7 protein-coding genes and 1 tRNA gene are annotated in these 12,089 nt (G+C 44.9%); 5 read left to right on the top strand and 3 right to left on the bottom strand.

Going from position 1 to position 12,089, the window contains the following annotated elements; translation table 11 throughout:
- Positions 1-16 precede the first annotated feature (16 nt).
- From QT984_RS20110 to QT984_RS20100, 3 genes are all read left to right on the top strand, one after another.
- A complete protein-coding gene (locus tag QT984_RS20110) occupies positions 17-364 on the top strand; it encodes a DUF433 domain-containing protein (RefSeq protein ID WP_333209808.1) in 348 nt (115 codons plus the stop codon).
- Positions 365-557: 193 nt separating this feature from the next.
- The gene (locus QT984_RS20105; RefSeq protein ID WP_333231435.1) at positions 558-1,733 is read left to right on the top strand and encodes an exonuclease SbcCD subunit D; all 1,176 of its coding nucleotides are present in this window, start codon (positions 558-560) and stop codon (positions 1,731-1,733) included.
- Between the two features lie 312 nt (positions 1,734-2,045).
- Positions 2,046-5,108: an SMC family ATPase gene (locus QT984_RS20100; protein WP_333231437.1), complete on the top strand. Its 3,063-nt coding sequence runs from the start codon at positions 2,046-2,048 to the stop codon at positions 5,106-5,108.
- Between the two features lie 32 nt (positions 5,109-5,140).
- On the opposite strand, the gene QT984_RS20095 is transcribed toward QT984_RS20100, so the two are convergent.
- Positions 5,141-5,716, bottom strand: a complete 576-nt coding sequence (locus QT984_RS20095) for a Uma2 family endonuclease (protein WP_333056752.1) — start codon at positions 5,714-5,716, stop codon at positions 5,141-5,143.
- A gap of 95 nt (positions 5,717-5,811) precedes the next feature.
- Between QT984_RS20095 and QT984_RS20090 the strand changes: the two genes are divergently transcribed.
- Together QT984_RS20090 and QT984_RS20085 are read left to right on the top strand one after the other, a co-directional pair.
- Entirely contained in the window at positions 5,812-6,981 is a 1,170-nt protein-coding gene (locus QT984_RS20090) for a pyridoxal phosphate-dependent aminotransferase (protein ID WP_333056753.1), read from the top strand.
- A gap of 16 nt (positions 6,982-6,997) precedes the next feature.
- Positions 6,998-8,911 carry an aminopeptidase P family protein gene (locus tag QT984_RS20085; protein ID WP_333374767.1) on the top strand — a complete coding sequence of 638 codons (1,914 nt, stop codon included), beginning with the start codon at positions 6,998-7,000 and terminating at the stop codon, positions 8,909-8,911.
- Between the two features lie 493 nt (positions 8,912-9,404).
- Here QT984_RS20085 and QT984_RS20080 read toward each other — a convergent pair.
- Together QT984_RS20080 and QT984_RS20075 are read right to left on the bottom strand one after the other, a co-directional pair.
- Positions 9,405-9,477 (bottom strand) — tRNA-Thr (locus QT984_RS20080).
- A gap of 338 nt (positions 9,478-9,815) precedes the next feature.
- A complete protein-coding gene (locus QT984_RS20075; protein WP_333056755.1) occupies positions 9,816-11,972 on the bottom strand; it encodes a WD40 domain-containing protein in 2,157 nt (718 codons plus the stop codon).
- Positions 11,973-12,089: the final 117 nt, after the last annotated feature.

The raw sequence follows: 12,089 nt of genomic DNA, 5'->3' as shown, positions 1-12,089 counted from the left end.
AAAAAAGTTAATATTTATGAACTCAATAACTGCAAATACGACACTGAAAGAATTGCAAGCGCAACTCTTAGCTTTAACTCCCGAAGAGAAGGCTCAAGCTATAGAATTACTAGCCCAAAGTTTAAGAAAATTTTGGTCTGGAATTCAAAAGACTCCCGGCGTGTGCGGCGGCGATGCTTGCATCAGACAAACGCGAATTCCTGTTTGGGTACTGGTGAATGCTCGCGGTTTAGGTATTTCTGAGGCTGAACTCCTAGAAGACTATCCGACTCTGCGTGCCGCTGATTTGGCGAATGCTTGGGCTTATGCTGAGGCATATTCTGATGAGATTGAAACAGCAATTCAAGAACAGGAAGAGGCATAAACAGTGGCAGATATTTATAGCGCGATCGCACAAAGCATTAAAAATGAAATATTTTACCATTTTAAATCAGCCTTTTATGAACGGGCAAGATGCCCGTTCCACAAGAAATTCATTCTTTGTGGAACGGGCATCTTGCCCGTTCTTGAAAATGGTACAACATCTCAGTTAACATAAACAAAATACTCCTCGTACTATGCGAATAATTCATACTGCTGACTGGCATTTAGGGCGACGTTTTCGAGGGATCGATCGCACTTTTGAAATTGCGATCGCCCTCGAACAGATTTTGAAGCAAGCAAAAGCATTGGATGTCGATGCTGTGCTCGTTGCGGGCGACATTTTCGACGTGCCCAACCCTCCCGCTTACGCCGAACGCATTGCTTATAACTTTTTCTGCGAACTCCAAGCGGCAGGAATTCCCGCAATTGCGATCGCCGGTAATCACGATTCGGCATCCCGCATCGACAGCATCGCGCAATTGCTTTCCCTCGCCGGTGTTCGCGCTTTAGGCAAACCCAGGCTTTCCGCCGACGGCGGCACGATTACTCTCAATACAAAAAGCGGTAAACTTTGTGTGGGCGCGATGCCTTTTGCTTCCGAACAAAGACTGTTAGATGCTAATTCTCTCTGGCAGTCTGGCGATGCCGATCGCCGAAAAGATTACCGCGAAATTGTAGCATATTTACTCGAAGATTTAACCAGAGAGTTTAGAGACAATACTGTCAATATTCTCATGGGACATATGAGCATTGACGGCGCTCGATTGGCAAAATCCGAAGTCGCTTATTACACGCGAGAAAAATACCTCCTATCATCGCAAACTCTGCCCCCGGAAGCTCAATATGTTGCCCTCGGACACATCCACATTCACCAGCGAATTTCTGAGACTTCTCCCGCTTATTATTCCGGTTCTTTGATTCAGTTAGATTTTGGAGAAGCGGAACAGGAAAAAGGATTTTGCTTGATAGAAGTTGAGCCGGGAAGTCAGGCAAAGGTGGAATTTAAGCCTGTGGCTTGCCACAAGCCGTTAAAAGTGCTTAAATGTCATAACGACAATCTCGATGAAACTTTACAAGCTCATCAGTACCATCCGGGTTTCTTGAAAGTAATTGTCGAACTGGACAGTCCGCAAATCGGACTTGCCGATCGAGTGCGCCAAATCTGTTCTCAAGCGCTGTTAATTGAACCGCGCTATCGGGATGCAGCGCTAGAAGCAACAGAAATAACTAATATCGATCCCAATAATTTCGATCCGGCAGCAGAGTTTTGCAACTATTATCAAAACCGCTTGGGAACGACACCAAAACCGGCAGTATTGGAGGAATTTAAAAATTTGTACAAGAAGTTTAAGGAAACAGTTAATAATTAAATGGGTAAAAAGATACAATCCCAAATCAAAAATCCCAAATTAACTTCCCGACTCCGTTTGGAAATATCCAGAGGCTCTGCCTCGCGCTTTAATAGAAAAATTGGAGGCAGAGCCTCCGAATCTGTGTTAGGATCGCGAATTAAATAACTTATAATTTTAATTGTTATTGTGGGATGGGCGTCCCGCCCGTCCTTAAAGAACGGGCGGGACGCCCATCCCACAAACTTGTGGAAGTTATTTAATTCTCATTCCTTACCAGGCTCTGCCTGGTAAAGAGTAATAGAAATCCACCATCTAAAATCTAAAATCAGTATGCGTCCACTCGAACTTATTCTCGAAGGATTTACCAGCTTCCACCGCGAACAGCGTTTAGATTTTTCTCAACTCGATTTGTTTGCCATTACTGGTGCTACAGGTGCGGGCAAATCTTCACTGCTAGATGCCATGACTTACGCTCTTTTTGGCACTACTACTCGCAGCGGCAAACAAGTAAGTGATTTGGCGAGCCAAGGTAGCGAAAATTTAAAAGTGCAGTTGCGTTTTGCTGTGGGTTCGGCACAGTACCGGGTGACGAGACGGTGGCGTTTCCGTCCGAAATCTCCCGAAAATAAGGTGATTTTGGACAACTGGCAAAATGGCCAATGGGAAACTTTGGGGACGAGTATCGTTGCTGTTCAAAATACCATTGAACAGATTTTAGGAATGGATTTTGATACTTTTACGCGCGCAATTGTTCTGCCTCAAGGCAAGTTTGATGAGTTTATTAAAGGGGATACTTCAAAACGCCGGGAAATTTTGCGGCAGCTAGCAGGATTTGAGATTTTTGAGCAGATGCGGAAGGAAACAAATGAACTCGCAAAGTTGCTGAAACAGGAACGGGAAATGGTGGAAAGGCAGCTAGCTGAGCTGAGTGCGCCGACGGCTGATGAGGTGGATCAAAGACGATCGCAACTTTTGATTTTAGAGCAACAGTTGCCTGAGTTCGATCGCGCTGTTATGAAAGCTCAGAAGGCTCTAGATGAAGAGGAACAGCTATTTTCGCAAATCGCTCGCTGGCAAGAGTTACAACAACAACTGGCTAAATTAAATGCTAATTCTGCTGAGGTTGCAATTTTAGCACAGCGTTTAGAAAGAGCGCAAGCTGCCAATCATTTACAGGGAGATTGGGCTTTAGTGCGATCGGCTCGCCGTCAGTATGAAACTGCCGAAAGTGCCTCCGTGGCCGCGCGAAAGCAGTTAATTAAAGCTCGCTCTGAGCTGGCAGTAGAGCAGCAGCAACTTGACGCGGCCAAAGCCAAAGAAGAGGTGCTAGCGCCACAAATTAAGGCTCGCGAAGATGCTCTAGCTGCTGCTAAAGTATATGAAGAACAGCGCGCTCAATTAGAAAAAGAAGTTGCGCTTGCCCAAAAAATTCAACAGGAAAAACTGCGCTTTTTTATGGCAGCAGATAAAGACCTGCAAGCTGCTAACACTAAAATTCAAGGCGCTGGTTTTCGAGTTACTCAAGCAGCGGCACAACTCGAACAGTATGCGCCGGGAGGAAAGCGTTTAGAGCAATTGCAGCAAATTTCACCCTTATTGATGGAATTGCAGCTAATTACCAAGCAGCAAAAGACTCAGCAAGAACAGTTGGATAAATCTCTGGCAGATCGGGAAAAAGCTCAACAAAATTATGTGAAGGCTACCACTAATTTAGAAGCCATTGAACTCAGGCTAAAAGAGTGCGATCGCGAGTTAGAAGCGGCCCAAACCGCTAATGCGGAAGCGGCACGTTTAGAGAGTGTTGCTGCTGTCAGAATGTCGCTGAATTCTGGCGATACTTGCCCGGTGTGCGGGGGGGTGCATCCTGAGAGCGATCGGCTCCCTCCTTTGCCAGATTCTAATATTGTCGATGTCGCTGATTTGCGGCAGAAATTGGCGGGGGCAAATCAGCTTTTTCAAGATGCTCAAAGGTTGGCTGCTGAGGCAAAAAGTACAGCTTCAGCTTGCCAGCAAAAAGAGTCGGAAATTGCTCAAATGCTGGAATTAACTGCGAATAGAGTTGCAGAATTGCAGCAGCAAATCACTCAAGTTCTGGAAAATCCTCAGTGGGAAAGCTTGGGGTTGCAGCAGGAGTTGGCAATCCTTAAAGAGAGCGATCGCCAATACCGGGAAACCGAACAGCAGTTCCAACTGGCATCATTGGAATATGATAATTTTCAGGAAAGATTTAATTTGGCGGTGGCGACTCAAGCAGCTAAACAGCAGGAATATCAAGATGCGATCGCCGAATCAGACCGCCGCCAGCAACAGTTCCAAAGTTGTGTAAATGCGCTTTATCAAATTACCGAATATCAACCTTATGCTAATTTAGCAAAAGTCTTAGAGCAAGACAAGCAAGACTTGGCAAATCTGCTGAAAGTTGCCGAAAAATCCTATCAAACTGCTCAAAATAAGGTTATTCAAGCAGCAGAGAGAGAGCAACAAGCTGGAGAAGCTTTTGGGCAAGCCCAAGCCCAGAAACAGCAGCTAAATCTGGATTGGTCAGCAAAATTAACAGCGGCTGATTTCACAGAAGATACTTTTTTAGCAGCGGTTGCGACAGTTAAGGAACAATCAGAATGGGAAAATGTTATTCGCTCTCACCGCGAATCAAAAATTCAGTTAGAGACGCGGGCGAAAGATTTGAGCGAGGCGATCGCAGGCAGAACTACCGATGAAAATACTTTAGCACAAGTGCGATCCTCTCCGAGGGCTGCGCTAACGGCAAAACATACCGCCCAAGAAAACCTCAAACAAGCCAACAACAACCGCGCCGAACTTTTAGCTTGGATTCAAGTAGCAGCCCAAAATCTCGAACAAGCCGAAAGACTGTCACAGCAAATCACAAACTTCACAGAACAAGAGCAAACTTATCACACCTTAGCGCAGAATCTCAAATCCAACGAATTTCAATCGTACATTTTAGAACATTTAGAAGCAGAATTAGTCGGCAGCGCCACCTTAATTTTGCAAGAATTAACCGAAAATCGCTACAAACTAAAAAACCAAGACGGCGAATACTGGGTAACAGATAATTGGAACGGCGGCGAAGCTAGACGAGTGCGAACCCTTTCCGGTGGCGAAACCTTTGCAACTTCCTTATCAATGGCTTTAGCTTTGTCAGAAAAACTGTCTCAAGGAACTCACTTGGGCAGCTTGTTTCTCGATGAAGGATTTGGTACTTTAGATACGGAAACTCTCGAAAGCGTTACTCAAATTTTAGAATCTTTGCGGCAGCGAGACAGGCTGATTGGAGTGATTACCCACGTTCGAGAATTGGGCGAAAGATTGCCAGCACAAGTTAAAGTGTCTAAATCCCCCCAAGGTTCTAAAATAGAAGTTGAAAGAGTCTAAGTCTCTACTTTTTGCGATATATGGTAGTTTTTCTAGAATTGTGTTTCTTCTTCTGTAAAGATAGGAGGCCACAATTCTGAAACGGGCAATTCCCAACCGGGGAAAAGTTCTGGTAATGTTAAGATATCGCCATTTTGTAAAATTTGTGGTTCGCCAGCCGCTCGATAAATCTTCACTGTTTCTGCATCAGGATCGATCGCAATTCCGACAATCGCTCCGAGCTCAACAAACTTCAAAACCTTGGTTTCGATAGGCTGCGTGCGATCGCTTTGAGACTTAATCTCTACCACCAAATCGGGAACCAACTGTCCAAAATAACGCGGACTTTGGCGCAATCGTGCGGCGCGCACAAAGGAAACATCGGGCGCTTTGACGTTAGTATCTGGCATAATAAAGCCGCCTGCGGAGTCAAAAACTCGTCCGAGACGGCGGGGATTTACCCAAGCGAAAAGAAAGGCAATGAGACGGCTGCTGATTTCACTGGATACGATGTCAGATGGGCCCATAATTGAAAGTCTCCCGTCTTCTAGTTCAATTTGGTAATCTAAACCAGCTTCGGAAAAAGCGGTTTGAACTTGCTCAACATCTTTGACAGTCATCGTTGACATAGGAACTTTCTCCTGTTATGAGCTGATATTTCATTTTAGCACGATCGCTATTTTCAATCTATAATTTAGTCAAACCCCCAAGAAACAAATATTATATGAAAAATTACCCCACTCGAATGCAATCGGTACAGTCGCCCATAATTCCCGTAGTTGGCGAACTGATTCGCCAAAATCCCGGAACGATATCTTTAGGACAAGGTGTAGTTTACTACAATCCGCCACAAGAATCATTTGACAAAATCCCCGAATTCTTCGCAAATCCCGACAATCACAAATACAAAGCCGTCGAAGGTATTCCACAATTACAGGATGCAATCGCAGCCAAACTCCAAACAGATAACGACATAGAAATTAATAGCAACAACTGCATTGTCGTTACCGCCGGCAGCAACATGGGATTTACCAACGCCATTCTCGCTATTACTTCGGCGGGGGACGAAGTTATTATCCAATCACCTTATTACTTTAACCACGAAATGGCGGCAATTATGGCAAATTGCCGACCAGTAATAGTAGAAACCGACGCAAACTATCAACTTAATATCGATGCTATAAAAAAAGCAATTACTGACAAAACGCGAGCCATAGTTACCATTTCACCAAATAATCCTACTGGTGTTGTTTATTCAGCCGAAGCACTTCGGGAAGTGAACGAAATTTGTCGCCAGCACAACATATATCACATCAGCGACGAAGCCTACGAATATTTTACTTATAACGGCGTCAGACACTGTTCGCCCGCCGCTTTTCCCAACAGCAGCGAACATACAATTTCTCTGTTTAGCCTCTCCAAAGCCTACGGTTTTGCGAGTTGGCGGATCGGGTATATGGTAATACCAGAACACTTGCTCGTTTCTGTGAGAAAGATTCAAGATACCATCTTAATTTGTCCGCCCGTAATTTCTCAGTATGCAGCCCTGGGAGCCTTGCAAGTTGGTAGAGGTTACTGCGATAATTATGTAAGGGCGATCGCATCCGTGCGCCAACTCGTATTAGACGAACTCAATACTATCCAAAACTTGTGTACAATTTCCCCAGCCGCTGGAGCTTTCTACTTTTTCTTGAAAGTTGATACTGAACTCGATACAATGGAATTAGTAGAACAATTAATTCGCGAATATCGCGTAGCAGTGCTTCCCGGTACAACTTTCGGCATGGATAACGGCTGCTATTTGCGCGTTGCTTACGGTGCTTTGGAGAAAGCAACCGCCACCGCAGGTATTAGGAGATTAGTTAAAGGTTTGAAGACAATTTTAAACAAGTAAAATAGGAAATTTCAAAATGGTTGCCACGAACTTGAAAGCAAATACAAATATCCAAGATACCTCCGCTGCAAGACTGGCAGACTTGCGCGATTTGATGGCAGATTATGAATTAGATTGCTATTACATCCCAGCGGTTGACGAACACTTAAATTTATCAGTTCCAGCAGCGAAGCAGCGGCGGGCTTGGATGTGCGGTTTTACGGGTTCCGCTGGCGATTTGTTGGTTGGCAAAGATTCCGCTTGGTTGTTTGTGGACTCCCGCTATTACGAACAAGCCGAATTGCAAGTCGATCCTGGAATTATTCAAATATCAAAACTTGGCTTAGAAGGAAATTTAACCTTAATTGAAACTTTAGAAAAACTGGCTGTAGAATCGGTCGAAAAATCAAGGAAAATTCGCATGGGTTTTGACCCGTTTACCGTAGCGACAGAGCAATATCAAAATTGGGTGAAAAAATTTGCAACGGCGGAGATTGAACTCATAGCAATCCGGGAGAATTTGACAGACAAAGTGCGATCGCAAACTCCTTGGCAAACAACAGAGACTTTACCCGCGATTGATGCAGAACCCATATTTAGCTTACCTGTATCCCTGACAGGAGAAACCGCCGCCGAAAAATTAGCCAGAGTCAGGGAAGCGATGCACAAAGCCAACATTGATGTGCTTCCGATTACCAACCTGAATCAAATAGCGTGGCTGTTCAATCTCCGAGGCTCGGATATTCCCCATATTCCCATTTTCATATCCTATGCCATTGTCACCACAGATTCAGCGTTTTTGTTTACAAATCCCGAACGAATTTCGCTAGAAATCAAGCAAGAATTGCGGGCGGATGTAACTTTGCTTCCCTACGCAGACTATCCGCATACATTAGAAACTTGCGTAAATTTGCCGCATAAAGTTCGGGTACTTTTAGATCCGAAACACAGCACAGCAGGCACGTACCAGTTAATATTAAACCATCAAGAAGCGCAGTTTTACAACATCGAAATAATTTTTGAGAGTCATCCGGTAGAAGGGATGAAAGCTCGCAAAAATCCCGTAGAAATTGAGCAGATGAAATCAGCCAATTTCAAAGCAAGTCGAGCGAAAACTTTGGCTTTAAAGTGGTTGACAGAACAGCTAGAAAATGGTAATGTAGTGACCGAGTTTGATGTCAAAGAAAGCATCGAAAATTTTTACCAGCAAGAAACAGATTTTCAGACTTTAACTTTTAGAACGATCGCCGGTGCGGGAGCCAATAGCTCGATCGTACATTACGGAACCCCCAGCCCTGAAATAACGTTAAAACCGGGAGAACTGCTGCTGCTTGACTCAGGCGCGCAATATTTAGCAGGTACAACCGACGATACGAGAACAGTAAGTATCGGAGAACCGACGGCGCTACAAATAGAACACTACACAACAGTCTTAATCGCGCACATCAACTGTGCAATGCAGCAATTCCCCAAAGGAACAACGGGAGCGCAATTAGATGCGATCGCCCGTGCGGTATTATGGCAACAACAGCTAGACTACGGACACGGTACAGGGCACGGAGTCGGCGCGTTTTTAGCCGGTCACGAAGGGCCAAACGGCATCAGTAAATCTGTGCAGTATCCCCTGGAAGCCGGGATGGTAACTAGCATCGAACCGGGATATTACGAACCGGGATGGGGCGGAATTCGTATCGAAAATCTCTATGTTGTCAGGGAAATGCCATCCAAAAATGGTACTGTTTGGTACGGATTTGAAACGCTGACGTATATTCCGTTTGAGCGCAAATTAATAAATGTCGATCGGCTGTCAAAGACTCAACTAGCATGGTTGAATAATTATCATGCTGCTGTAGTCGAGAAACTGGAACCCGTACTTGATGCAGCAACAATTGAATGGTTGAAAAAAGCCGCCGCACCCTGTGTGATATCAATTCCGGTTGCACCGGAATGATACCGAGGACACTGCAATGCTCATAGATGTCAACTTAAGGTCAGCCCGAAAGTCCGACAGGGGTTGAAACCCCTGTCTCAAAGCGAAAGTCCTCTTAAGAGGACTGAAGAACTCATTAAGCTGTCGCGCCTTTAAATTGCATATTCAGGGCGGGCGGGACGCCCAACCCCTACTCCCCACAAGAGTTAGATTGTTTTTTGACAGACAATTTAAATGCAGAACAGCTTAGTCCTCTTAAGAGGACTTTCGCTATTAGACAGGGAATTCATTCCCTGGCGGACTCGCGGGCTGACTAACGGGCTGGGCTGGCTGACAGCTTAAGTTGACACGCCTTGGGCACAGTGCGGTGTCCCTACCCCAAAATAATATTGTAATATTGTAGGGAAACAGCACGTGCAGTCTCCTGATTTCTTAAAAAACAGAATACCAAAATCCCCGACTTCTCCAAGAAGTCGGGGATTTAAGATACAAACATTTAGAGAATTTAGAGTAAAGCTGGTGACAGGATTTGAACCTGCGACAGGCTGATTACAAATCAGCTACTCTACCAACTGAGTTACACCAGCAGTGAAACTTAATATAGCAAACTTATAGTCATTAGCGCAACCCCCCCAGCCAATTTTTTTTCAAATTCGCTCAAAACCCCTCCCCGTAAGGGTAAAACCGGAATAGTCTGCCCACACCCGACTGCCAATTAAGGAATGAGAATTAAATAATATCAAATCCGGTAGCATCGGAATTATTCCTCTCTGTATTCTCTCCCTCTGCGTTCTCTGCGCCCTCTGCGGTTAAATCATTCCGATACAACCGGAAACGATATAACTTCCACAAGATTGTGGGATGGGCGGGACGCCCATCCCACAATAACAATTAAAATTGTAAGTTATTTAATTCGCGATCCTAACTAATCGCAGCGCCAAATCTTAATCGTCTGATCCGCACTCCCGCTGGCGAGCAAATTGCCCGAAGGCGCGATCGCCACCGAGTACACCGTACCCGAATGTCCCTTAAGACTGGTCAACAACTCCCCCGTCTGCAAATTCCAAATATTAATCGTATTATCATCGCACCCGCTAGCCAAAGTCAAACCGTCCCCACTGATAGCAACCGACTCGCCCCGACTCACATAATTCTGCAAAATATGCAGCGCCTCATTCGTTCCTAAATTCGTTACACCGTTTCCCCTCCCAGAATTAGTATTTAAAATCCGCAACAAACTGCCCGTCTGCAAATTTCGCAGCTTAATCGTATAATCATTGCTGACGCTAGCAAGAATCTGACCATCCGGCGCGATCGCCACAGAATTCACCCCAACATTCAACCCCGAAAGAGTCCGCAGCAACTTACCACTTTCCACATCCCAAACCTTGCTCGTCGCATCCGAACTGCCACTCGCCAATATTTTACCGTCCGGGCTAAAAACCACCGCATTCACATTATCAGAATGACCCCTCAAAGTCCGCAGCAACTCACCACTCCGCAAATTCCACAGCTTAATCGTATTATCAGCCCCGCCGCAGCTAGCAATTACCAGGCCCTTCGGGTTAATCGCCACCGAATTCACCTCCATAGAATGTCCCGGAAAAGTACACAGCAAATCACCATTGTGCAAATTCCAAAACTTAATTGTTTCGTCCGAACTGCCGCTGACCAACATTTTTCCGTCATAGCTAATAGCAACCGAATTTACGCGATCGGAATGTCCCGTCAGAGTGCCAATTAATTCCGTTGTTTCTAAATTCCAAATCTTAATAGTTTTATCCCAACTACCGCTAGCCAAAATTTTGCCGTCAGGGCTAATCGCCAGAGAATTCACAAACGATGAATGTCCCGGCAGCGTATATACACACCGCCATTTCTGATGTTTTAATTTGTGAGCTAATTCCTTCACCCGCTTAGCTGCAGCCTCAGCTTCCTCTCTGCGTTTGAGTTCAGCCTCCTCCAAACGCTGGCGTTCCGCCCTAGCTTTCGCCTCTCGCAGCGCCAGCCGCCGCATCTCTCCCTTAGAGACTATTCGCTGCTGCTCCTGAATTTCTTTAAGAGTTTCAATATACGGTTTTGCCCAATCTTTAGAAAACCATTCCTGAGCAAATTCCGCCTCTAATGTAAATAACTGAGGTTCGTGAGTAAAATCGATATTTAAATAATACAAATCCGCTAAAAAAGCGGCCAATAACTTGTGAATAGTCACAATTATTTGCCGAATAATTCGCAGGCTCAGCTTTCTATCTTTTCCCTCTGCCTCCAACTGTTGATAAACCTCTTCCCAATTCCAAGGCTGCATCGCTACTAGAGAAACGCTCTGATTGATGACTCCCCAAAAACCAACATGAAAATTCACTTCATAATCGCTGATATCGCTGTACAGTATAGCTGTCGGTACGGGAGACAACACAGTCTGCAACCGCTCCACATCAATATCAGAAATGGATTTTTTGAAATAGTCTCCGTAAAACTGAACCGGGCACAAATCTCCGTGCGGGGGGTAGTGCTGGTTCAAAAAAGCTCTTAACTTAGCCGGCAACTCGATATTCAGATTGTGGCGAAACGAATCGGGGCAATCTTGGCTAATTTTTGCGGGAGCAACTAACAGCAGCAATCGGTGCTGTTGCTGCTGCAAAATCTGTTCAGTTTCCTGCCTGCTCAAATTAGAAAACCAGTTGTCCCTGTCCCAAATAGTTTGAATTTCGTTCAGCTTAACTCGAATTGCTTCTGATTGAAATTCCCGCATTAAGTCGCGGCAAAGTCGGCTAATTGCCCGCTTATCTCTTACTTCTTGTGCCTTAATTCGATTAGCGCGTTCTTCTTTTACCCTTTCTTCTGCGCCGGCGATCGCGATTAATTCTTGTTCTCTAGCCTGCTGCCGCTGCAAATATCTCACTTGTGCTTTAATCCAGCGGGGGTCTTTTTTGATTTGCTGGTTCAAAGCTGAAGAACCAGAGGGCTCAATTTCTGCATAGCGTTCGTTGACAGCGCTTGCTCCCAATCTTTCTCCCAATTCAGAGGCTACAGGCTTCAACAGTTCAATTAGAGTGTCTGAGACTGGGCGGGGTAAGGACATACCAGTTAAAACTTTTTCTTACTTAAGGACGATCGCGCGAGTCAATCGATTTTAGATTTTAGATTTTAGATTTTAGATTTTAGATTTTAGATTTTAGATTTTAGATTTTAGATTTTA

The sequence above is a fragment of the Microcoleus sp. Z1_B2 genome, from assembly GCF_036700325.1.
In the GTDB taxonomy this organism is placed as follows: domain Bacteria; phylum Cyanobacteriota; class Cyanobacteriia; order Cyanobacteriales; family Microcoleaceae; genus Microcoleus.
This window is presented reverse-complemented; position numbering and strand designations above follow the sequence as displayed.

Excerpts from the sequence above, each read along its gene's own strand:
- QT984_RS20090 (WP_333056753.1), top strand. The coding sequence starts at position 5,812 with ATGAAAAATTACCCCACTCGAATGCAATCGGTACAGTCGCCCATAATT.
- QT984_RS20095 (WP_333056752.1), bottom strand. The coding sequence starts at position 5,716 with ATGTCAACGATGACTGTCAAAGATGTTGAGCAAGTTCAAACCGCTTTT.
- QT984_RS20085 (WP_333374767.1), top strand. The coding sequence starts at position 6,998 with ATGGTTGCCACGAACTTGAAAGCAAATACAAATATCCAAGATACCTCC.
- QT984_RS20105 (WP_333231435.1), top strand. The coding sequence starts at position 558 with ATGCGAATAATTCATACTGCTGACTGGCATTTAGGGCGACGTTTTCGA.
- QT984_RS20110 (WP_333209808.1), top strand. The coding sequence starts at position 17 with ATGAACTCAATAACTGCAAATACGACACTGAAAGAATTGCAAGCGCAA.
- QT984_RS20100 (WP_333231437.1), top strand. The coding sequence starts at position 2,046 with ATGCGTCCACTCGAACTTATTCTCGAAGGATTTACCAGCTTCCACCGC.
- QT984_RS20075 (WP_333056755.1), bottom strand. The coding sequence starts at position 11,972 with ATGTCCTTACCCCGCCCAGTCTCAGACACTCTAATTGAACTGTTGAAG.